General features: G+C 72.1%; 21 protein-coding genes and 1 riboswitch. Of the genes, 11 read left to right on the top strand and 10 right to left on the bottom strand.

Annotation, left to right across the window (positions count from 1 at the left end; all coding sequences use genetic code 11):
* Positions 1 to 2 precede the first annotated feature (2 nt).
* A complete protein-coding gene (locus BM144_RS10035) occupies positions 3 to 941 on the top strand; it encodes a ParB/RepB/Spo0J family partition protein (RefSeq protein ID WP_092951710.1) in 939 nt (312 codons plus the stop codon).
* Positions 942 to 984: 43 nt separating this feature from the next.
* On the opposite strand, the gene BM144_RS10030 is transcribed toward BM144_RS10035, so the two are convergent.
* The 8 genes from BM144_RS10030 to BM144_RS09995 form a co-directional block, all read right to left on the bottom strand.
* Positions 985 to 1,938: a lysylphosphatidylglycerol synthase transmembrane domain-containing protein gene (locus tag BM144_RS10030; RefSeq protein ID WP_092951707.1), complete on the bottom strand. Its 954-nt coding sequence runs from the start codon at positions 1,936 to 1,938 to the stop codon at positions 985 to 987.
* A gap of 10 nt (positions 1,939 to 1,948) precedes the next feature.
* Positions 1,949 to 2,380: a GtrA family protein gene (locus BM144_RS10025; RefSeq protein WP_092951705.1), complete on the bottom strand. Its 432-nt coding sequence runs from the start codon at positions 2,378 to 2,380 to the stop codon at positions 1,949 to 1,951.
* Entirely contained in the window at positions 2,377 to 3,729 is a 1,353-nt protein-coding gene (locus BM144_RS10020; protein ID WP_092951703.1) for an NAD(P)/FAD-dependent oxidoreductase, read from the bottom strand. Before BM144_RS10020 ends, BM144_RS10025 begins: the two co-directional genes overlap by 4 nt.
* Positions 3,729 to 4,670 (bottom strand): NAD-dependent epimerase/dehydratase family protein, encoded by a 942-nt coding sequence (locus BM144_RS10015; protein WP_092951701.1) that lies wholly within the window; start codon positions 4,668 to 4,670, stop codon positions 3,729 to 3,731. The genes BM144_RS10020 and BM144_RS10015 overlap by 1 nt, the downstream gene beginning before the upstream one ends.
* A gap of 49 nt (positions 4,671 to 4,719) precedes the next feature.
* Complete coding sequence (locus BM144_RS10010; protein WP_092951699.1) at positions 4,720 to 6,468, bottom strand: hypothetical protein; 1,749 nt, start codon at positions 6,466 to 6,468, stop codon at positions 4,720 to 4,722.
* A gap of 7 nt (positions 6,469 to 6,475) precedes the next feature.
* The gene (locus BM144_RS10005) at positions 6,476 to 7,240 is read right to left on the bottom strand and encodes an SDR family NAD(P)-dependent oxidoreductase (protein WP_092951697.1); all 765 of its coding nucleotides are present in this window, start codon (positions 7,238 to 7,240) and stop codon (positions 6,476 to 6,478) included.
* A 69-nt stretch (positions 7,241 to 7,309) separates the two neighbouring features.
* Positions 7,310 to 8,617, bottom strand: a complete 1,308-nt coding sequence (locus BM144_RS10000; protein ID WP_092951695.1) for an FAD-binding oxidoreductase — start codon at positions 8,615 to 8,617, stop codon at positions 7,310 to 7,312.
* Positions 8,611 to 10,053, bottom strand: a complete 1,443-nt coding sequence (locus tag BM144_RS09995; RefSeq protein WP_092951693.1) for a UbiA family prenyltransferase — start codon at positions 10,051 to 10,053, stop codon at positions 8,611 to 8,613. Before BM144_RS09995 ends, BM144_RS10000 begins: the two co-directional genes overlap by 7 nt.
* A gap of 216 nt (positions 10,054 to 10,269) precedes the next feature.
* Here BM144_RS09995 and BM144_RS09990 point away from each other — a divergent pair, with 216 nt between their 5' ends.
* Both BM144_RS09990 and BM144_RS09985 read left to right on the top strand, forming a co-directional pair.
* Positions 10,270 to 11,034 (top strand): class I SAM-dependent methyltransferase, encoded by a 765-nt coding sequence (locus BM144_RS09990; protein WP_092951691.1) that lies wholly within the window; start codon positions 10,270 to 10,272, stop codon positions 11,032 to 11,034.
* A gap of 112 nt (positions 11,035 to 11,146) precedes the next feature.
* Positions 11,147 to 12,187 carry a peptidoglycan-binding domain-containing protein gene (locus BM144_RS09985; RefSeq protein ID WP_092951689.1) on the top strand — a complete coding sequence of 347 codons (1,041 nt, stop codon included), beginning with the start codon at positions 11,147 to 11,149 and terminating at the stop codon, positions 12,185 to 12,187.
* A 104-nt stretch (positions 12,188 to 12,291) separates the two neighbouring features.
* On the opposite strand, the gene BM144_RS09980 is transcribed toward BM144_RS09985, so the two are convergent.
* Complete coding sequence (locus tag BM144_RS09980) at positions 12,292 to 13,629, bottom strand: glycoside hydrolase 64/thaumatin family protein (RefSeq protein ID WP_092951687.1); 1,338 nt, start codon at positions 13,627 to 13,629, stop codon at positions 12,292 to 12,294.
* A gap of 89 nt (positions 13,630 to 13,718) precedes the next feature.
* Positions 13,719 to 14,174 (bottom strand): hypothetical protein, encoded by a 456-nt coding sequence (locus BM144_RS09975; RefSeq protein WP_092951684.1) that lies wholly within the window; start codon positions 14,172 to 14,174, stop codon positions 13,719 to 13,721.
* A 190-nt stretch (positions 14,175 to 14,364) separates the two neighbouring features.
* Positions 14,365 to 14,636: riboswitch (cobalamin riboswitch) on the top strand.
* An 89-nt stretch (positions 14,637 to 14,725) separates the two neighbouring features.
* Here BM144_RS09975 and cobM point away from each other — a divergent pair.
* Genes cobM through BM144_RS09935 form a run of 8 tightly spaced genes read left to right on the top strand, consistent with a single transcriptional unit; the run spans position 14,726 to position 21,971 of the window.
* Entirely contained in the window at positions 14,726 to 15,604 is an 879-nt protein-coding gene (gene cobM / locus BM144_RS09970) for a precorrin-4 C(11)-methyltransferase (protein WP_092951682.1), read from the top strand.
* Positions 15,601 to 16,689, top strand: a complete 1,089-nt coding sequence (locus tag BM144_RS09965) for a sirohydrochlorin chelatase (protein WP_092951680.1) — start codon at positions 15,601 to 15,603, stop codon at positions 16,687 to 16,689. The genes cobM and BM144_RS09965 overlap by 4 nt, the downstream gene beginning before the upstream one ends.
* Complete coding sequence (locus BM144_RS09960; RefSeq protein ID WP_092951678.1) at positions 16,686 to 17,381, top strand: precorrin-8X methylmutase; 696 nt, start codon at positions 16,686 to 16,688, stop codon at positions 17,379 to 17,381. Before BM144_RS09965 ends, BM144_RS09960 begins: the two co-directional genes overlap by 4 nt.
* A 7-nt stretch (positions 17,382 to 17,388) precedes the next feature.
* Positions 17,389 to 18,528 (top strand): cobalt-precorrin-5B (C(1))-methyltransferase, encoded by a 1,140-nt coding sequence (locus BM144_RS09955; protein WP_092951676.1) that lies wholly within the window; start codon positions 17,389 to 17,391, stop codon positions 18,526 to 18,528.
* A gap of 2 nt (positions 18,529 to 18,530) precedes the next feature.
* Entirely contained in the window at positions 18,531 to 19,883 is a 1,353-nt protein-coding gene (gene cbiE / locus BM144_RS09950; RefSeq protein WP_092951674.1) for a precorrin-6y C5,15-methyltransferase (decarboxylating) subunit CbiE, read from the top strand.
* Positions 19,880 to 20,740, top strand: coding sequence for a precorrin-2 C(20)-methyltransferase (gene cobI / locus BM144_RS09945; protein ID WP_092951673.1), 861 nt, complete (start codon positions 19,880 to 19,882; stop codon positions 20,738 to 20,740). The genes cbiE and cobI overlap by 4 nt, the downstream gene beginning before the upstream one ends.
* Positions 20,737 to 21,540, top strand: a complete 804-nt coding sequence (locus BM144_RS09940) for a cobalamin biosynthesis central domain-containing protein (protein ID WP_175525988.1) — start codon at positions 20,737 to 20,739, stop codon at positions 21,538 to 21,540. The genes cobI and BM144_RS09940 overlap by 4 nt, the downstream gene beginning before the upstream one ends.
* A complete protein-coding gene (locus tag BM144_RS09935) occupies positions 21,537 to 21,971 on the top strand; it encodes a cobalamin biosynthesis protein (protein ID WP_245783610.1) in 435 nt (144 codons plus the stop codon). Before BM144_RS09940 ends, BM144_RS09935 begins: the two co-directional genes overlap by 4 nt.
* Positions 21,972 to 21,986: the final 15 nt, after the last annotated feature.

Below are 21,986 nucleotides of genomic sequence, written 5' to 3'. Positions count from 1 at the left end.
GCATGGCAACCAAGAAACCCAAGGGCCTCGGGCGCGGCCTCGAAGCGCTGCTCGGCCCCAAGGTCGCGGAACCGTCCGGTGCGCAGGACGGCGCCGCGGGGGCTTCGGCCGCCGGCGCGCCTGCCGCGCTGGCGCTGGACGACATGGTGCCCGGCATCTACCAGCCGCGCACCCGCATGGACGAGGGCGCGCTCTACGAGTTGGCCGAGAGCATCAAGGCCCAGGGCATCATGCAGCCGATCCTCGTGCGCCGGCTGGCGCAGGGCGAGAACGCGGGCCGCTACGAGATCATCGCGGGCGAGCGGCGCTTCCGGGCCGCGCGCATCGCGGGGCTGGCCGAGGTGCCGGTGCTGGTGCGCGACGTGCCCGACGAGTCCGCCGCGGCGATGGCGCTCATCGAGAACATCCAGCGCGAGGACCTGAACCCGCTCGAAGAGGCCCAGGGCCTCGCGCGGCTCGTGAAGGAGTTCGGCCTCACGCACGAGCAGGCCGCGCAGGCCGTGGGCCGCTCGCGCAGCGCCGCCAGCAACCTGCTGCGCCTGCTGAACCTCGCCGAGCCCGTGCAGACCATGCTCATGGCGGGCGACATCGACATGGGCCACGCGCGCGCGCTGCTGTCGCTGGACCGCGCCGCGCAGATCACGGCCGGCAACCAGATCGCGGCGCGCAAGCTCTCGGTGCGCGAGGCCGAGGGGCTGGTCAAGAAGATCGGTGCCGAATTCAGCCTCGCGCCGCAGAAGGCGCGCAAGGATGCGAAGTCGCGCGACCTCAAGCGCGTGGAGGAAGAACTCTCCGACCTGCTCATGGCCGAGGTGGAGGTGCGCGTGAAAAAGCGCGTCAAGCGCGGTGGCCGGACCGAGGAAGTGGGCGAGCTGGCGATCCAGTTCGGCTCGCTGGAGGCCCTCAACGGCCTCATCGAACGCCTGCGCAGGGAAGGCTGACCCCGAGGGTGCCCGCCGGGGCGCAAGGGCCTTCCCGGGCGTTCTAATGCGCCTCGCCCGCGGCGGCGCGCGGGCGGCCCGTGCGCTCCAGCCAGGCCATGGCACCGAAGCCGCAGGCCACGGCGAACCACATCGTGGCGAAGCGCACGCCCACGGCGGCGAGCGCCGCGGTGCCCAGCGGCACGGCATGCAGCGCCAGCAGCGCGACGATGGTGGCCTCGGTGGTGCCGATGCCCGCGGGCAGCATCGATGCCGCGCCGGCCAGCATGGCCGTGGGGTAGGTGGAGAGCGCGGCCGCCAGCGGCAGCGCGGTGCCCAGGCCCTGCAGCAGCCACGCGAAGGCCGCCGCGATGGCCGTCCACGCGGCGAGCCCGAGCGCGAACGAAACCGCGATGTCGCGCGGCGTGAGCCAGAGCCGGCAGCCCGCCAGCCCCCGCGCCAGCGTGCGGCCCGCGCGCGCCGTGCGCCGCCAGCCCGCCCGGCGCAGCCGGGCCGCGAGCCGCAGCAGCACGCCGGGGCGCGCGGCCACCACCGCGACGGCGCCGATCAGCCCCGCCACGAAGCCCAGCACGATGCCGAAGAGCCGCATCGACGGAATGGCCAGCGCCGCGAGCAGCGCCACCGCGATCAGGTCGAACGCGCGCTCGTAGACGAAGGCCGAAAGCGTGCGCGCGGCCGGCACGCCCCAGCGCGCGAAGTACCGCGCTCGCACCAGCTCGCCCACCTTGCCCGGCGTGGCCGTGAAGGCAAAGCCCGCGAGGTAGCCCGCGAACCCCGCCGCACCCGGCACGCGGTGGCCCGCGCGGCGCAGCAGCCATTGCCAGCGCGCATAGCGCAGGCCGTACGAGGCGAAGGAGATGGCCGCCATGCCGGGCACCCAGGCGGCCACGCGCGGCAACTGGGCGAAGACCTGGTTGTGCGCATCGGCCCACACCAGCGCCGCCACGTAGGCGGCCGTGCAGGCGAGGGCGGCGGCGAGGGCGGCGCGCGGGGTCATGGCCGCGCGGTCAGCCGGGGGCGCCGGGCTGCGCGGGCTTTTCGGCGAAGGACCAGCGCTTGTGGCCCAGGTAGCTCGTGAACACGGGCACCACCACGCCCACGGCGTGCGCGATCTCGGGCGCGAAGGTCGTGGTGCCGAGCGCGGGCAGCAGCCACTTCAGCAGGGCCATGCTCACGGCCCAGGTCTGTGCCACGGCCAACAGGTTCACCAGCACGAAGAACATTGCCGACTTGTGCGTGGACTGCGTGCTGGCCTTGAAGACGAAGGCGCGCGCGAGCACGAAGGCCGTGCACATGCCCACGCAGTACGCCGCGATCACCGCGGTGGAGAACGGCATCCACTGGCTGAACACGATGCGCGAGCCGAAGTTGGCGAGCGCGGCCACGCCGCCCGTCACGAGGAAGGCCAGGAACTGCCGCGAGCGGAAGGCGGCGATCACGGCCGCGGCCCGTCCAGGCGCACGGCCGCTGCGTCGCGCGCCATGCGGCGGCCGAAGCCGATGCTCTCGGAGATGCCGCGGTCTTCGGGGTAGTAGTACGAGGTGTCGGCCACCCAGAGGCCCTGCACGGGCAATTGCACGGGCGGCAGGCCCTCCAGGTAGTTGGGCGGGCAGATCGGCTGCGCGTAGCGGTAGCGGCTCGCGCGCATCGCGAGGAAGTCGCCGTCCTGCAGCGCGGGGTTGATGGTGCGCAGGTAGCGCTTCACCTTGTCCAGGAAGGCCTGGTCGGGCTCGGCGTACTTGGGGTGCTCGCCGGGCATGTAGAACGGCACGTAGACGATGGATTCGGACAGCGGGCGCAGGTTGCTGTATTCGACCAGGCCCGGGATGTCCATGTCCGGGTCGTTCACGTTGAGCCAGAAGTTCTCGGTGAGCGGGCGGCGCAGCTTGGCGATCACGCAGACCACGGCGATGTTCCTGAGCGCCGCGAAGCGCGCGAGCACGTCCTGCGGCAGGCCCGGCATGAGGCGCGGCACATAGGGCAGCGGCACGGTGCTCACCACCTTGTCGAACGCCTCGAAGCCCTGCGCCGTCTCCACGCCCTGCACGCGGCCCGCCTCCATGCGGACCTGCGTCACGGGCGTGCCGAGGCGGATCTCGCCGCCGTGGGCGCGGATGTCGGCGGCCATGCCGTCCAGCAGCGTGGCCGAGCCGCCGTCCAGGTGGCCGAGCTTTTCCTGCATGAGGCTGTAGCGCGAGCGGCCAATGCGGCGGATGCGGCTCCAGATCCAGGCGGCCGAGAGGTTGCCCGCGTGGTCGTAGAACTTGTAGTCGAAGAGGCGGCGCCAGAGCACCTCGTAGGCCTCGGCGCCCACCCAGCGGCGGATCCAGCCCGTGGCCTCGACACCGTCGAGCGGCTTCCAGTCGGTGCGCTTGGTGGACAGGAAGGCGTGCAGGCCGTAGCGGAACTTGGCCACCAGGCCCAGGCCGCGGAAGCGCAGCAGCGCCACGGGGTTGCCCCAGGCCTGCAGGCGCTTGCCGTACCAGTAGCCCATGCGGGTGGCGCGCCAGCGCATCTTGTCCGCCAGGCCCAGCTCGTCCAGCACCTTCAGGAAGTCGTGGTCCGAGGTGCAGTGGAAGTGGTAGTAGCGCTCGATCGGCAGGCCGTCGAAGTCGAACATCGCGGTCATGCCGCCCACGCGGTCGTCGGCCTCGAAGACCACGGGGCGGTGGCCGTCGCGCGCGAGCTGGTAGGCCACGGCCAGGCCCATGGGGCCGGCGCCGAGCACGGCGATGCGCTGGCCGGGCGCGGCGGCTCCGGCGGAGGGGGTGTCGGGGGTGGCGCTCATCAGAACTCCAGCACCACGCGGCTGTACTCCGGGTGGTGGAAGGTTTCGTGGATGGCCTCGGCGAAGGGCGTGGCGCGCACGCCGAAGATGCCGGGCCAGTCGATCACCTCGAACTCGTCGTGCGCCACGAGGGCCTTGAGCTGGTCGGCGGTGAAGGGCGGGTCGCGGTCGAAGAGCGCCCAGACCTTCAGCAGCAGATAGAAGAGGCCGTAGGGGATCTTCACGATGGCCGCCTTCGCGCCCGTGGCGGCTTTGATGGTGCGGATGATGTCGATGTAATCCACCTTCTCCAGCCCCGTGATGTTGAAGACGCCGCCCACGCGGCGCTCCTCGATGCAGCGCACGATGATGCGGCAGAAGTCGGCCGCGTAGAGCGGCTGGCGCATGTAGCGGCCGCTGCCCGGGATCGGGAACACGGGCACCTTGCGCATGAAGCGCGAGAGCCAGCCCAGGTGCTTGCGGTCGAACCAGCCGAACATCAGCGTGGGCCGCAGCACCACGCAGGGGATGCCGCTCGCGAGCACCATCTGCTCCTGCGCGCGCTTGGTGTCGGTGTAGTGGTCCTGCGCCACCGACTCCACCACCGAGGAGCTGATGTGCACGGTCTGCGGAATGCCGTGGCGCTGGATGAGCGCGAGGATGCGCTCGGTCGAGGTGAGGTTGTTGCGCACGAAGGGCTCGGCCTGCGGCGCGCCGATCTGCGCCTGCAGCATCACCACGGCGTCGGCGCCCTCGAAGTGGCGCTCCCAGTCGCCGGGCTCGGCGAGGTCGGCATGCTCGACCACGATGTCCGGGTGCATGCGGCGCAGGATCTCGAGGTTGGCGGTGTGCTTGTCCAGCACCACGAGATGGGCGTAGCCATGGAGCTTGAGGTGCGCGACGAGGTTCTGGCCGACGAGGCCGGCCCCGCCGGGCAGGACGATCTTGGTGGTGTGCTTCATGGAAGAGGATGGGTGCATCGGTCGGAGAAAGCGGGGGGCCGCGCGGCGCTCAGGGCGCCGGCACGGCCGGTGTCAGCGGCAGGGGGGCCGCGCACGCCGTGCCGGGGGCCTGCAGCGTGAGCGCGGCCGGCAGGACGCCCGAGGGCGGCACCTGCAGGTAGGCCGTGAACATGAGGTAGCGGTCCGTGGGCCCGGTGGCGGGCGCGGGCGGCGTGCGCTTGCGCCACCGGTCGGGCAGGCCGTAGCCGGTGACGGTGCCATCGGCCGCGACAAGCCGCACGGCCTCCGGGAGCGTGCCGGCCGGCTCGGGCAGCAGCCCGCCGCGCACGCGCACGAAGCGCGGCTCTCCGGGCAGGGTCTCCACCAGGTCGGTGAACGCATGGCAGCGGGCCGGCAGGGCTTCGGCGCGAGAGCCCACGGCATGCTCGGCGGCGGCCATCGCCGGCAGGCCGAAGACGCCGGCATGGATGGGGGTGGCGATGCGCGCGAGCCGCGTGCCCAGTGCCGGATCCCAGATCAGCATGCCGATGCGGCGTTCGTCCTTCACGTCCATCTGCAGCGCCAGCGCGCCGGTCATGCGCATGTGGGCATGGTCGTTGCGCTTCACGTCGCGCGTCTGCACCACGAGCATCTGTGCCAGCAGCAGGACCAGCAGGGTGGTGGCCACGGCGCGCGCGGCGCCGCGCAGGGCCGCGAGCCGCGGCGCGTGCAGCACCGCGAGCGCGGCCCAGGCCAGGAGCGTGGGGGTGGTGTAGCGGCTGGAGAGCGCGCTGTCGAACCCGAACAGCAGGCGCCCGCCGGCGGTGGCGAAGGCGATGCCGCCCACATAGGCGACGAAGGTCAGCAGCGCCAGTTCCAGCCGGTGCGCGCGCGGCTCGCGCAGCGCGCGGGGAAGCGGCGCCAGCGCCAGCAGCGCGAACAGCGCGCCGAACACGCGCGCCACCACCAGCCATGCGGCGTCCGTGTGCCGCGTGAAGTGCTGGAACGGGCTGCCGAGGTAGATCAGCGTGTAGTGCAGCATGTCCAGCGGGCGCTCGCGCAGTGTCGCGAGCACGCCGCCGCCGTGCGCGGCGGGGGCGGCGTAATCCACCGTGTAGGCGGCCACGCAGGCCGCTGCCAGTAACGCGAGCACGGCCGTGCGGCGCCAGCCCAGGCGCGCCACCAGCGCATAGAGCACCATCATCGGCAGGGCCATGACGCCGTTGACCATCGTGCCCACGCTGAGCACGCCCAGCGCGCAGGCCGCGGAGAACCAGCCCGGCGAGCCGGCGCCGCGCGCTGCGCGGTAGAGGCAGTAGAAGCCGGCCAGCGGCACCAGTTGCGCCAGGAAGAACTGGCTCTGGAAGGCCCAGGTCAGGTTTTCCTTCTGCACCCACGAAAACAGCCACACGGCCAGCAGCACCGTGCCGAACGCCCAGGCGCTGCGCGGCAGGCCGCCGAGGCGCGCGCGCAGGAAGGCCGACAGCACCAGCACCCCGCAGCCCGCGAGCAGGTAGTTGACGGCGATCAGGAACACCTGCTGGCCGCCGAACCAGGCGTATTCCATCCAGAACAGCGCTTTCGCGAGCACCAGCCGGTGTTCGTTGAAGAGCCGCCACCATGCGTTCCATCCCGCGCCGCGCTGCACGTCGGCGTAGAACTCCAGCGCGCCCCACATGTCCCAGATGGGCACGGCCGTGTAGGTGCGCCAGGCGGACACCGCGGTGGCAAGGGCGTAGACGGCGGCGAAGGCCAGCAGCAGCGCGAGCGGCAGGCGGCGGCGCCAGGCCGGCGCGGGGATCGGGGCGCGGTCGGTCATCGGGGGCTCAGATCTTCATGCGGTGGAACACCGCGCGGGGCAGGTTGCGGATCACCCACATGATGAGCGCCCACTTGGCGGGGGCGTAGACCACGGGCGCGCCGCGCGCCATGCCGCGCACGATGGCAGCGGCCACTTCGTCGGGGGTCGCGAGGCGCGCGCCGCGCGCCTTGAGGTGGGCGGTCATCGGCGTGTCGGTGGGGCCCGGCTTGATGAGGCTCACGCGCACGCCCGTGGCCGCCAGCCGGTGCTGCAGGCCTTCGGCGTAGCGTTCGACCAGGCCCTTCGCCGCGCCGTAGACGTAGTTCGACTGCCGGCCGCGGTCGCCCGCCACCGAGCCGATGATCCCGATGCGCCCGCGCCCCTGGGAATGCTGCGCTCCCGCGAAAGCCTCGGCCCAGAGTACGGGCGAGATGCCATTGACTTCCAGCGCCTGCTGCGCTGCCGTGAGATCGGCCTCACAGGCGGGCTGGTCGGGCAGGTTGCCGTGGGCGATCAGCACCAGGTCGGGCACGCCGTCCGCGCAGATGCGGCGCACCGTGTCGGTGATCGCGGCGGGCTGCAGCATGTCGCCGGCGATGGCCTCGATGCGCGTGCCGGGCTGGCGCACCTGCAGGTCCGCGGCGACGGACGGCAGCTTGGCGCCGTCGCGCCCGATGAGCACCAGGCGGTCCACGCCGCCGGCGGCGAGCCAGAGGCGGGCGCACTGGTGCGCGATGGCCGAGGTGGCGCCGACGATGGCGATGGTGCGGGGGATGGAGGTGTCGGGCATGTCGGTCAGAAGTGGGGAGGCGGAACGGCCGTGCGGTCGTTGGCGGAAAGAACTAACAGGGCAGGGCGGTCAGTCGCCCAGCAGCCGCAGCGACATCGCCGAGCGGATGCGGGGGTCGCGGTAGGGCAGGAATTCGGCCAGGCGCGGGTAGCCGGCCTCGAACAGCGTGCGGGGCATGCGCGCGTCCTTGGCGGCATAGAGCCGTCCGCGGGCTGCGGCCACCACGGCGTCGAGCCGATCGAACAGCCGCAGCGTGGGCTCGCCCAGGTTGGGAAAATCCAGCGCCAGGGTCACGCCGGGCATCGGGAAGCTCAGCATGCCCGCGGGCGCGCGCTCACCGAAGGTCTTGAGCACGCCGAGGAAGGATCCCTGGCCCGACGCGGCGATCTCGCGCAGCAGCGCGGCGATGGCGGCCTCGCCGCCCTCGCGCGGCACCGCGCACTGGTACTGGTAGAAGCCGCGGCGGCCATAGATGCGGTTCCACTCGAGCAGGTTGTCCAACGGGTAGAAGAACGGCTCGTAGTGCTGCAGCCGCCGGCCCGCGCGCTGGCGGTGCAGGTGGTAGTAGGCCGTGTTGAAGGGCCGCAGGCTCCAGCGGTTGACCAGCGAGAACGGCGGGGTGAACGGCACGGTGCGCCTGCGGTCCCCGGGTGCGGGCGGCGCAGAGGCCACCGGGCCTTGCACATGGTTGCCGCGCATGAAGATGCCGCGCGCCTCGGGGCCCGAGAGGCAGTCGATCCACGACACCGTGTATTCCCAGCCGGCCTCCGAGGCATCGGCGAGCGCGAAGAATTCCTGCAGGTTGCCGTAGGCGATCGTCTCGGTATCGAGCCAGGGCCCGGCCACGCGGCGCAGGCGCAGCGTGGCCTGCGTGACGACGCCGGTCAGGCCCAGCCCGCCCACGGTGGCGGCGAACCAGTCGGGCCGCAGCTCGGGGCCGCAGCGCACGAGCAGGCCGTCGGTGCGCAGCAACTGCAGCGCGCGCACGTGGTCGCCGAAGCTGCCGTGCACGTGGTGGTTCTTGCCGTGCACGTCGTTGGCGATGGCCCCGCCCACGGTGGCGAACTGCGTCCCGGGCGTCACGGGCAGCATCCAGCCTCGCGGAATGAAGGTGCGCTGGATGTCGCGCAGCAGCACGCCGGCCTCGCAGGTCAGCTCGCCCGTGGCCTCGTCCCAGGCGATGAAGCGGTCCAGCCCGCGCGTGGCCCAGAGCGCGCCGCCCGGGTTCAGGCACACGTCGCCGTAGCTGCGGCCCATGCCGTAGGCCAGGCCGTGCTGCCCGGCCGAGAGCGGCAGGCGCGCCGGCGGATGGTCCGCCAGCGGATGCAGCGCGTGCTCGGCCGCCCGCAGGCGGCCCCAGGAATGCACCGCTACCACGGCCGTCCCAGGCCGGCGGCGGCCAGCGCGAGCACGAACACCGAGCCCGCCACGAGGCTCGCGCGGTCCTTGAACGCGAAGACGAGCGGGTCGTCGTGCATCTGGCCGCGCGCCGCGCGCAGCCACATCCAGCTCACCCAGAACGCCAGCACCGGCACCGTGGCCCAGACCAGTTCGGGCGCGCGGTACATCGTCATCACCGTGTCGCTGTTGAGGTAGAGCGCGAGCACGACCACGGCCGTGTAGCCGGCGGCCACGCCCAGGTTCTGCACGATGGGTGCGTCCGAGGTCAGATAGCCGCGCCCGTGGGCCTGCGTCTTGCCCGCGGCCTGCTGCACCAGCAGCTCCGCATAGCGCTTCACGAAGGCGAGCGAGAGGAACAGGAAGCCCGAGCACGCGAGCAGCCAGAACGACAGCGGCTGCGCCACGGCCGCCGAACCGGCCACGAGGCGCAGCGTGTAGAGCACCGCGAGCGCCACGCAATCCACGAGCGCCCAGCGCTTGAGCGCCAGCGAATAGGCCCAGGTGGTCCCGAAATACACGAGCAGCCAGCCGAGGAAGGCCGGCGCCGTGGCCCAGGCCAGCCACAGGCTCGCGCCGGCCAGCACGGGCACGAGCACCGCGCCCTGCCAGGCCGGCAGGGTGCCGGCCGCGAAGGGCCGCAGCCGCTTGCGCGGGTGCTGCCGGTCGCTTTCGAGGTCCAGCAGGTCGTTGGCGAGGTAGACCGACGAAGCGCAGAGCCCGAAGGCCACGAAGGCCATCACGAGCTGCATCCAGGCGGCACCGTCGCCGATCCGGTGCGCGGCCATCAGCGGCACGAACAGCAGCAGGTTCTTCATCCACTGGTGCAGGCGCAGCGCCTTGCGCCAGGCGGAGAGGCCTGCGCGCGCGGGCGGGAAGCTGCGCTGCACGTTGCCGTGCGCCTCGGCCTGGCGGGCGACCGCGGACGGGGCGTTCACGACGATGGCGGCGCGCGCCCGCCGCCACACCGGCAGGTCGGCGCGCGAATTGCCGGCGTAATCGAACCCGCGTTCGCCGAACCGCTCGGCCAGCGCCGCGGCCTTGGCCGCGCCGGCGAGGTTGCGCGCGCCATCGCTCGCCATGACGAGATCGAAGCAGCCCAGGTGCGCCGCGATGGCGTCGGCCAGCACCTGGTCGGATGCCGTGCAGAGCACGACCTGCCGGCCGCTGGCACGCTGCGCCCGCAGCCAATCGACGAGTGGCTGGTTGTAGGGCAGGGTGGCCACGGCCATGCGCACCTGCTGCGCGATGCGGCGCTTCAGGGCCGCTTTCCCGCCCGCCAGCCACAGGGGCAGCGCCAGCGCCTTCCAGGGGGCGTCGCGCACCAGCTGCAGCGAGGTCTCGTGCAGCATGTCGGTGAGCAGCAGCGTGCCATCGAGGTCGACCACCAGAGGGGGCTCCTGGGAAGGCGGCATGGCCGGCGGCAATGGATCGGAAGGCGAACGCACGAAAGCCCTTGGGTCGTTGTGAAGAGTCGGGAGGGATGGGACGGCGAGGGCGCTGCACCGGCCCGCGGGCCGCAAGCGCAGCCGGGGATTGTAGGAGGGGCCCGGGGCTCTCTACACTGCGGTGCGTGCCGCCTGCCGTGCGGGCCATGCCCGGCGTCCAAGCCTTCCCCCTCCTTCCGATCCATGCGCCTGTCCCTGCCCTGGCCTTTGCCTGCCCTCCTGGCCTGGGCCGCCGCATGGTTCGCCTTCGTACTGTCGAGCGGCCCGGCGGGCCTGCCGTGGTGGGGCGCCGGGCTCGCGGGCTGTACGGTCGGGCTGGCCGCGAGTCTGCTGGGGCGCACCCGGTGGCGTCAGGGCTTCATCGCGGCGGGCTTCCCGCTGTCGTTCCTGCTGGCGGGGGCCGCGCAGGTGCCGGCCTGGGCCTGGCTCGCGCCGCTGGGCGTGCTGCTGCTGGTGTATCCGCTCAATGCGTGGCGCGATGCGCCGCTGTTTCCCACGCCCCGCGGTGCGCTGGCCGGCCTGGAACGCGCCGCGCCCCTGGACCCGGGAGCGCGCGTGCTCGATGCCGGCTGCGGCCTGGGCGACGGCTTGCGGGCGTTGCGCTCGGCCTATCCCGCCGTGCGGCTGGAAGGCCTGGAGTGGAGCTGGCCGCTGCGCTGCCTGTGCGCATTGCGCTGCCCCTGGGCCCGCGTGCGGCGCGGCGACATCTGGCGCGCGGGCTGGGGCGCCTATCCGATGGTCTACCTCTTCCAGCGGCCCGAGAGCATGGCCCGCGCCGCCGCCAAGGCCCGCGCCGAGATGGCGGCCGATGCCTGGCTGGTGAGCCTCGCGTTCGAGATCCCGGGCGCCACGCCGCAGGCCGTGCTGCGGCCACCCGGAGGGCATGCGGTGTGGGTCTACCGGGTGGGCCGCCTGCCCCCTGTCGCGGCTGGCGGGGCGGCGCTATGATCCGGCGCCGCCACCGGGCCCGGCCCGCTCGAGCGGCGGGCCGCCTCCGCGGGCATGCCGTGGCGCGCTGCTTCGAATCCCCCCGTCTTCTTATCCCAGAGGAATTCAATCCATGTCTCGAAAGACCTTGACCCTGCTGGCCGCTGCCTGCGCCGCCGTGCTGCTGGCGGGCTGCGAAACCACCAACATGCGCATGGGCAGCGCGGAATCGAAGACCGTGGCCACCGGCGCCGCCGCCGGCGAAGCCTCGGCCAACGCGAGCTCGCAGCTGGAGCGTTGCGCATCGCCGCTGGGCACGGTCTCGCTGGTGGAGAACCAGCAGGCGGGCTGGTACACCATCCTGCGCAACGAATACCGCCTGCCGCCCACGGCGAACCTGCTGCGCCTGCTGGTGCAGCAGTCCAACTGCTTCGTGGTGGTGGAGCGCAGCGCCGCGGGCATGGGCGCCATGAACCGCGAGCGCGCGATCATGCAGTCGGGCGAGATGCGCGGCGGCAGCAACTTCGGCCAGGGCCAGATGGTGGCGTCGGACTATGCGATGTCGCCCGAGATCATCTTCTCCAACAGCGACGCGGGCGGTATCGGCGGTGCGCTGGGTGCGCTGGTCGGCGGCGGCAGCGGCCGCGCCATCGGCGCGCTGGGCGGCTCGCTCAAGACCCGCGAGGCCAGCGCCATGCTGACGCTGGTGGACAACCGCTCGGGCGTGCAGGTGTCGGTGTCGGAAGGCAGCGCCTCCAAGAGCGATTTCGCGGGCTTCGGCGGCCTGTTCGGCGGCTCGGCCGGGGGAACGCTGGGCGGCTACCAGAACACCTCGCAGGGCAAGGTGCTCACGGCCGCGTTCATGGATGCCTACAACCAGATGGTGGTGGCGCTGCGCAACTACAAGGCGCAGAGCGTGCGCGGCCAGGGCCTGGGCGGCGGCGGCCGGCTGGGCGTGGACGGCGGCGCGGCCCCGTCGCAGACGAAGGCCGGCACGGCGATGTCGGTGCGCGAGGCGCAGTCGCGGCTCAATGCGCTGGGCTACGACGTGGGCGCGCCGGACGGCGGCATGGGCCCGAAGACGGCGAACGCGCTGCGCACCTACCAGAAGGACAAGGGCCTGCCCGTGACGGGCCGGCTCGATACCGCGACGGCGGACGCGCTCTCGCGCTGACCGCACTGGCGGGCAGGCCGGCCGATTCCGGTGCGGAACGGCCGGCCTTCTCTCTTTTCTGCGGGGGTGCCCGGCGGCGGACCAGGGTTGCGGCTGCGCGGAGATCAGGACGGCGCCACGCTGGCATCGAGCAGCGTCAGCGTGAGCGTGTCGACGCGGGCCGGGTCCAGCGAGATCAGCGGTGCCGAGAAGCGCTCCGCGAAGGCGAAGTTGTAGGCGTCGGACAGCGGGTTCAGCGCCTGGGCCCAGGTGTTCCAGTGGTCGGTGACGCCCGCGCCCCAGAGCTTGTCGAACAGCAGGCCCTGCGGCGGCAGTTTCTCGAACCAGTCCGAGCTGGCCATGTCGCCCACGGCCTCCTGGCCGACCTTTTCCGCCGACCCGATCGCACCGATGTTCAGCCCCGCGAAGAAGTCGCCGAGGATCCAGGCGAACACGTCGTTCTGCGGGGTCTGCGGTGCGCCGCCGTCCAGGGAGAACGTGGGATTGGCCCCGTAGCAGGATGCGGGATCGAGAAGATCCCAGTGCGCGATGGCGATGGACACATGGCTGAGCAGGCTCGTCTTGCCGGTGATGGCCAGGTTGCACCGCGCATCGATGTGGGCCCACAGGTCGTAGCTCTGCGCCTGGCAGGCCGTGCCCGATCCCTGCGGGTTGCCCGCGAACCGGCCCTGGAGGTGGGCGATCTTCCCGTTGCCCAGCTTGGCGAAGCCGGGCACTGGCGAGGCGGTTCCCGGCCCGAACGTGTGGATGAGGTCCGTGAAATAGCCGGCGAAGGTGTCGTAGGGCGTGAACGGCAGGCCGGGGTAGGCACCGGTGGCGGGGTCGCCGAAGGGCGGGTAGCTGTTGGGCCCGATCACGCGGACGAAGCCGCCCTGGGCGTCGGAGACGACCGCGGAGGCCGGCTGGGTGAGAGCGGTCTGCACGCCGGCAGGCAGCGGGGTGCCCTGGGACGCGAAGGCCACGACGATGCCTTTGGCGGTGGCCGTGGACCGCACGGGCTGGCTGAGCTGGCTCAGCGCGGTGCAGATGCCGCTTACGCTGGCGCCGGCCTTCACTCCGTCCAGCTGGGCCACGGCCTGCTCCTTGAGCTGCGTGGACAGGCTCATCGGAATGCTCCAGAAATCGATGGCCGTCAGATCGGCGACGCCGTAGCTCGTACCGTCGAAGGTCAGCTCGAACTTGTCGAAGCGATCTGTGTTGCCGGCCAGCACCGAGCTGTTGGGGTCGGTGGTCGCGGGATCGATGCCGTACCCCACATAGATGCGCCCGCTGGTCGTGGCGCCGAGGGTCAGGCTGGTGATGGTGTCCAGCGCATACCACGTGTCGGCCGCCATGGCGGAGCCGTTGAGCGTGGCGTTGAGGGTGCTTCCCCAGAAGCCGATGTAGACGCTGTCGTCGGCGATGGTGGAGTTGTTCTGGAAGCTCAGGGTGAGGGACGGCATGGCAGGCTTTCAGGGGCAAGGGATGGAAACACAGGGTGCGTGGCATCCCGGCCCCCGCGCGGCCGTGGCGGCGCGGGGGCCGGTCCACATCAGCGGTGGACCTTCACCTTGGCCGCCGAGGGCTGCACCGTGTTGGAGTAGTAGGCCCAGATGTAGGCGCCGCCGGCACCTTCGTTGAGGTCGGGGCCCACGTGCGTCCAGCCCGGGATCGACGGGGGCGACGACTCATTGAGGGCGAGGAACATCAGGTTCGTGACGGGCTTCGCGCCGCCGCGCTTCCAGTACATGTAGATGTACTTGCCGCCCGCGCCTTCGTTCAGGTCCACGGGGGACCATTCCCACCCCGGAATGGAGTTGCTCTGCGCACTGTCGTAGGCTTGGAAGTTCACGTCGGTGATGGGGTTGTTCGTGCCTTGCTGGTAGCCGACGTAGATGTACTTGCCGCCCGCGCCCTGGTTGAGGTCGGTGGTGTAGAAATCCCAGCCCTGCTGGTACAGCGGGCCTGCGCTGTTGTCTGCTTGAACGGTCAGATTGGTAAGTGCCATTTTGGTTTGGAATAGTTGGTTGATCCAGAGAGCCGCCGAATGGATCGGCGCCTCCCGCCCCTCTCTTGCTGAGGCCTTTTCATTCTGTGGGCAAGGCATGCCTCACGGAATGAACCCTTCCTGAAGACTCCTGAATCGTTCTGGACCGGGCCGCCGCGCCCGGCGCCGGGAAACCCCGGTGCGGACCCGTCCTATACTCCGGCCCGTTGGTGCTCGCGCGGCCGCTTCCGGCCGCGCAGTTAAACGGGAACCAGGAAGGGCCAGTCCGCCACGGACATCCGCCCCGGCCTGGGCTGCCCCCGCAACGGTCAGCGATGGAAGGCGCGCTTTTTCGAGGGCGCGCCTTCGGCCCCTGGAACAACGCCCACTGGAATGCCTGCAGGTATCCGGGAAGGGCCCCGGAGCCCGGCATACACCTGCCGCACCGCCAGCCCGGATACCGGCCGACAGGGGGGCGTGCTTCACCGGCGCGCCCCATTCGCGGATCCTGCGGGGAGGCAGGGCGCCGGGCGCGCTTTCGGGCGCATCTTTTCTTCTTCGTCGCTTATCTCATGCCAGATTCTTCGGCGCATGCCCCCGGGGCCTGCGATGCCGCGGGCCCCGGGCCGGGTACGGTCTGGTTCGTCGGGGCCGGCCCCGGCGATCCCGACCTCATCACCGTCAAGGGCCGCTCGCTGATCGAGCGCGCGGGTGCCATCCTGTTCGCCGGTTCGCTGGTGGATGAAACCGCCACGCGGTGGGCGCCCGCGGGCTGCACCATCGCCGACAGCAAATCCATGACGCTGGACCAGATGGCCGCGTGGCTCGTGCTGCAGGCCCAGAAGCACCGCACCGTGGTGCGCCTGCAGACGGGCGACCCCGCCCTCTATGGCGCGCTCGTCGAACTGGTGCAGCCGCTCGACGCGGCCGGCGTGCCGGTGCGCGTGGTGCCGGGCGTCTCGTCGGCCATGGCCTCGGCCGCCGCGGCGGTGGAGAGCTTCACGCTGCCCGAGGTCACGCAGACCGTGGTGTTCACGCGCGTGGAGGGCCGCACGCCCATGCCGCCCGGCGAATCGCTCGCCGAACTCGCGCGGCACCACTGCACGCTGTGCATCTTCCTGTCGATCACGCTGCTGCACAAGGTGCAGGCGGGGCTGCGCGAGGCCGGCTGGGCCGACGACGCGCCGCTGCTGGTGGTGCACAAGGCTTCCTGGCCCGGCGAGGAGCGCATCGTGCGCTGCACGCTGGCCGACGTGCGCGAGCGCTGCCGCGAAGCGCAGGTGGTGAGCCAGGCCATGATCATCGCCAGCCCCACGCTGGGTGCGCGCCATTGGCAGCAACTCGCCAAATCCAAGCTCTACGACCCGGGCTTCACCCACCGCTTCCGGCGCGCGAGCGATGCGCCGAGCGGCCCGGAAGCCTCCAGCCCCCTGCCGGACACCCCACGATGACGCATCTGCACGACCCCTCCCACGACGCCGCGCACGGCCATTCCCACGGCCCCTCCGCCCACCCCTTTCACGGCCATGCGCCGGTGGCCGTGAACGCGCTTGCGCAGTCCGGCACCACGGTGCTGCTGATCGGCCACGGCTCGCGCGAGCCCGAGGGCAACGACGAGATCCATGCCTTCGTGCGGCAATGGCGCAAGCGCCAGCCCGGCTGGCGCATCGAGGTCTGCTTCATCGAATTCGCGCCGCCCAGCCTGCACGACGGCCTGTTGCAGGCCGCCCGGGGCAGCCGCCGCGTGCTGGTGCTGCCCCTCATCCTGAATGCGGCCGGCCACGTGAAGATGGAGATCCCCGAATCCATCGAGCATGCGCGCGAGCACTGCCCGGGCGTCGAATTCCTCTACGGCCCGCACCTGACGGCCTGCGAGCCCATCCTCGCGATCCTGCAGCGCCAGTTGCGCAACTGCATGCAGGCGCTGGACGTGCCCGATCCCACCACCACCGGCGTGGTGCTGCTGGGCCGGGGATCGTCGGACCGGCAGGCCAACGGCGACGTCGCCAAGATGGCCCGCTGGCTGCAGGAAGACGGCCACCACGAGCTGGTGGAGATCGCTTTCACGGGCATCACCTGGCCGCGCCTGGAGCGCGTGGTGCAGCGGCAGGTGCTGCTGGGCATGAAGCAGATCGTGGTGCTGCCGTACTACCTCTACACCGGCACGCTGATGCAGCGCATCGGCCGGCAGGTGGAGCACCTGCGCACGCAGTACCCGCAGGTGCGCTTCGCGCAGTCGGGACACTTCGGCATGGAGCCTGAGATCTTCGCCCTGCTGGAGCAGCGCGTGGCCGACCTGCAGGCCGGCCTGCCCGACAGCCGCCTGCCATGCGACGGCTGCAAATACCGCGAGATCGCGCACGACCTGGGGCATGGCCACAGCCACGAGCACACGCATGCCCACGCGCCCGCCGCCGCAGCGGCCGAGCCGGGCCACGGCCATGACCATGGGCACAGCCATGGACACGATCACGCGCATGAACACGCGCACGGCCACGGCCACGCCGCGCCCCAGCCGGCCGGAGCCGCGGCATGAGCACCGTCAACACCGTCACCGAGCAGCTCACGCGTGCCGGGCAGGCCATCGAGCACGACAGCTTCGCCATCATCGACGCGGAGGCCGGCCCGCACCCCTACACGGCGCAGCAGTGGCCCATCGTGCGGCGCATGATCCACGCCAACGCCGACTTCGAATTCAACGGCCTGACCGACTTCCACCCGCAGGCCGTGGAGGCCGGCATCGCCGCCATGCTGCGCGGCGGCGCGCCCGTGGTGGCCGACGTGGAGATGATCTGCTCGGGCCTGTCGCAGCCGCGCCTGGCGCACTTCGGCATGCGCACGCACCAGTTCATCAGCGACGCCGACGTGATCGCCCAGGCCCAGGCCGAGGACACCACGCGCGCCGTGCAGGCCATGCGCAAGGCGCACCGGCAGGGGCTGCTGCAGGGCGCCGTCGTGGGCATCGGCAATGCGCCCACTGCGCTCATCGAACTGGTGCGCCTGGTGCGCGAGGAGGGCGTGCGCCCCGCGCTGGTGGTGGGCATGCCCGTGGGCTTCGTCTCCGCCGCCGAATCCAAGGACCTGATGGCCGGCGTGGCCGAGGTGCCGTGGATCGTGATCCGCGGCCGCAAGGGCGGCTCCACGCTGGTGGTGGCCGCGCTGCACGCGCTGCTGGCGCTGGCCGAGGCGCGGCAGAAGCAACGGCAGCAAGGCACTGCCGGAGGCTGACCCCGCCATGATGGAGAAAACCGTCCGCCGCGGCACGCGCACCGGCTTCACCACCGGGGCGTGCTCTGCCGCCGCCGCGCGCGCCGCCGTGCTGGGCCTGGCCGAAGGCGCCGTGCCCGAGGCGGTGGACTGCCTGCTGCCCAACGGCGACGTGGTGCGCTTCGCGGTGAACGACGGCCGCTGCGATGGCCCCGGCGACGGCGGCCGGGCCGCGCACGCCATGGTCATCAAGGATGCGGGCGACGACCCCGATTGCACCGACAAGGCCCACCTCACCGCCGACGTGCGCGTGCTGCCCGGCCGTGCGGGCGAAGTGGTGCTGTGCGGCGGCTTCGGCGTGGGCACGGTCACCATGGCCGGCCTGGGCCTCGAGGTGGGCGGCCCGGCCATCAACCCCGTGCCCCGCCGCAACATCGAAGACAACGTGCGCGCAGTGGGCGGCCCGCTGCTGGCGCAGGCCGGGCTCGAAGTGACCATCTCCGTGCCCCAGGGCGTGGAGATGGCCAAGAAGACGCTCAATGCGCGCCTCGGCATCCTGGGCGGCATCTCCATCCTGGGCACCACCGGCATCGTCAAGCCCTATTCCACCTCCGCCTACCGCGCCAGCGTGGTGCAGGGCGTGCAGGTGGCGGCCACGCTGGGCCACGGCGTGGTGGTGCTGACCACGGGCGGGCGCACCGAGCAGTTCGCCATGAAGGAGCGGCCCGGCCTGCCCGCGGCCTGTTTCGTGCAGATGGGCGACTTCTTGCGCTACGCGCTCGACGAAGCCGTGGCCCAGGGCCTGCGCGAAGTGGTGATCGGCGGCATGGTGGGCAAGCTCACGAAGATCGCCCAGGGCGAGACCATCACCCACGCCAACCGCGCCGAGGTGGATACGCAACTGCTGGCCGATCTCGCCGCCGGCGTGGGCGCGCCGCCCGAGGTCTGCACCGAGATCGCCGCCGCGGAAACCGCCCGCTTCGGCGCCGAGCGCATGCAGGCCCTGGGCCTGGGCGAGCCCTTCCACCAGGCGCTCGCGCAGGCCGTGGTGCAGACGCTCACCGCGCCCGACCGCTACGGCGACCGTTTCCACCTCACCGTGCTGGTCTGCGACTTCGACGGCAGCAAGATCACCGAGGCCGCCTCCGGGCCGGCCGCCAACGCCTGACCATGACCACGAAACTGCTCGAAAAAGACCCCCAACCCTGCCGCGTGATCGGCGTGCTGGACGACGGCGCCGCCAGCCTGAGCGCCACCGCGCTCGCGCTGCTGCGCCGCGCCGACCTGGTGATCGGCGGCACGCGCACGCTGGCGCTGCTGGAAGACGACATCGCCCCGCAGGCCGTGCGACGCGACCTGACCGGCTGCCTCTCGTCCGTGCCCGGCTGGATCGCCGAGGCGCGCGCTGCGCAGCAGGCCTGCGTGGTGCTGGCCACGGGCGATCCGCTCTGCCACGGCATTGCCAGCTACCTGGCCTCGCGCCTGTGCATCCAGGCGCTGGAAGTGATGCCCAACGTCTCCACCCTGCAGCTCGCCTGCGCGCGGCTGGGCCTGGCCTGGCAGGACGCGCGCATCGTCTCCGTGCACGCCAAGGATGCCGGCGAATGGAGCGTGGGCGCCGCGCCCGCGCATGGCCTCTACGCGCTGGCCCAGGCCGTGCGCCAGCACGACCGCCTGGCCGTGCTGACCAGCCCCGACAACACGCCCGCGCGCATCGCCCGCCTGCTGGTGGCCGAGGGCCTGGGCGACGATTTCCAGATCAGCGTGGCCGAGCGCCTGTGCACGCCCGACGAGCGCGTGTGGGCCGACATGGCGCCGGCCGCTGCCGCCGCGCAGGAGTTCGCCGACCCCAACGTGGTGCTGCTGGTGCGCACGCGCCAGCGGCCCGACGCGGTGCGCTTCGGCCTGCCCGATGCGGCCTACCACCAGCGCCAGCCCAGAGGCGGTGGAGAGGGGGGCCTCATCACCAAGCAGGAGGTGCGCGCCGTCTCGCTCGCGCGCATGCAGTTGCGCGCCACCAGCCGCGTGTGGGACATCGGCGCCGGCAGCGGCTCGGTGGGGCTGGAGGCCGCGCGCCTGTGCCCGCAGGGCCATGTCTGGGCCATGGAAAAGAACGAGGGCGACGTGGAGATCGCGCGCCGCAACGTGCGCGATTTCGGGGTGTCCAACCACACGCTGGTGCACGGCAAGGCGCCCGAGGGGCTGGATGCCTGGCCCGACCCGGACGCCGTCTTCATCGGCGGCTCGGGCGGCGAGCTGGCCGAGCTGATCGCGCTGTGCCTCGGGCGCCTGCGCCCCGGCGGCTGGCTGGTGATGAACTTCGTCACGCTGGAGAACCTCGCCGCTGCCACCCAGGCCCTGCAGGCCGCCGGTGCCGCATGGGACGTGCTGCAGCTGCAGGCCGCGCGCAGCAAGCCCATCCTGCACATGCACCGCATGGCGGCCGAGAACCCGGTGTGGATCGTCTGCGCGCAGGCGGGCAGCGCCGGTGCTGCGGCTGCGGCCGTGGGGGAGGGCGCATGACCGACCTGAACGCGCTGGTGCCGCCGCCCCGGGGCCCGCTGGGCCGCCTCATCGGGGTCTCCCTGGGCCCCGGCGACCCCGGCCTCATCACGCGCGCCGCCTGGGCACAGCTGCAGCGCAGCGACGCCGTGTGGACCTATCCCGCGCGCAGCACCAAGACGCCCAGCTACGCCTTCGATATCGTGCAGCGCGCCGGCCTCGCGCCGCCCGCGACGCACCAGACGCTGCTCTTTCCCATGACGCACGACGGCGACAAGCTCGCCCGCGCGTGGATGCGCGCGGCGGACACCGTGCTGCCGTGGCTGCACGCCGGGCAGGACGTGCTCTTCCTCGTGGAAGGCGACGCCAGCACCTACGCCACCTTCGGCCACCTCGCGCGCACCGTGCGGGCGCTGGACGCGCGCATCCAGGCGCCGGTGATCGCGGGCGTGAACGCCTTCACCGCCGCGTGCGCCGCGCGCGGCATGCCGCTGGCCGAGCAGGACGACACCATCGCCATCGTGCCCGCCGCCTACGGCGTGGGCGCGGTGGATCGGCTGCTGCCCGACTTCGACACCCTGGTGCTGATGAAGGTCAAGCCGCTCATGGACGACCTGATCGACTGGCTGGAGCGGCGCGCACTGCTGCCGCACACGCAGTTCATCGAGCGCGTGGGCGCGCCCGACGAGCGCTGCGTGGAAGGCCGCGATCTGCCCGCGCTGCGCGGCACCAAGGTCAGCTATCTCTCGCTCATGGTGGTGAAGAACCCGCACCGCATCCGGGGCGAGCGCATCAAGGGTTGCCTGAAGAAATCCTCGCCCGCCGCCGCTGCCGTGGGCCCATCCTTTTCCGACGACGAACCGGAGCTTGCCGAATGACGACCGCCACCACCCCGCCCGCCACCCCCGACGTGGTGCTCTCCGCCCCCGCGCAGCCCGCCAGCGAGGTGCGTGTGTGCCTCGTCGCCATCACCCGCCACGGCGCCGCGCAGGCCGCGCAACTGGCGCGCGACGTGCCGCAGGCGCATGTCTGCACCGCCGCCAAGTTCGCCGCCGCCTTCGAGGGCCTGCCCAACACCGTGCGTGCCTACGAGGGCGCGCTGCGCGACGAGATCGCGCCGCTCTTCGCGCAGTACGACCAATTGGTCTTCTTCGTCTCGCTGGGCGCCGTGGTGCGCCTCATCGCGCCGGTGCTCAAATCCAAGGACGAAGACCCCGGCGTGACGGTGGTGGACGACGCCGGCCAGTTCGTCATCCCCGTGCTCTCGGGCCACGTGGGCGGCGCCAACGAATGGAGCGAGCGCATCGCCGCGCTGATCGGCGCCACGCCGGTGCTCACCACCGCCTCCGACGTGGGCAAGACTATTCCGGTCGACATCCTCGGCCGCCACCTGGGCTGGCGCGTGGAGGCGCCCAAGATCAACATCACGCGCGTCTCGGCCCACGTGGTCAACGGCGAGCCCATCGCCGTGGTGCAGGAGGCCGGCAGCCCCGCATGGTGGAACCGCCCTACGCCGCTGCCCGCCAACATCACCTGCCTGACGGACTGGAGCGGCGTGGAACCCGGCCGCTACCAGGCGGTGCTGTGGATCACGCACGAGGACGTGGCGCCCGAGCGCTGGGCCGCGTGGCACGAGCGGCTGGTGGTCTACCGCCCGCCGCAGGACGCTGCCGCGTGACCACGCTGCCACCCGGCCGCCCCGCCGCGCTGGCCATCGGCCTGGGCTGCGACCGCGGCACGCCCGAGGCCACGGTCGAGGCCTGCCTGCGCGAAGCGCTGGCCCAGGCCGGCGCGCAGATCGCCCAGGTCGCCGTGGCCGCCAGCATCGAGGCCAAGGCCGACGAAGCCGCGTTCCTCTCGCTGGCGGGCCGCCACGGCTGGCCGCTGCGCTGGTACAGCGCAGCGCAGCTGGCGGCCGTGCCCGTGCCCAACCCGTCGGAGACCGTGCTGCGCTACATGGGCACGCCTTCCGTCAGCGAAGCCGCCGCGCTGCTGGCCGCGGGCGCGCCCGACGCCTCCGCGCTGCTCGTCGAAAAGCACCGCCTGCGCGGCCCCGACGGGCGCAACGCCACCGTTTCCATCGCGCGCATCGCCAGCCCCGCCGGCTGACGGCGCGCCCGCTTT

The sequence above is a fragment of the Paracidovorax konjaci genome (genome assembly GCF_900112675.1).
Lineage (GTDB): Bacteria > Pseudomonadota > Gammaproteobacteria > Burkholderiales > Burkholderiaceae_C > Paracidovorax > Paracidovorax konjaci.
The sequence above is the reverse complement of the archived record's forward strand: the minus strand, read 5'-3'. Positions and strand labels throughout refer to the sequence as shown.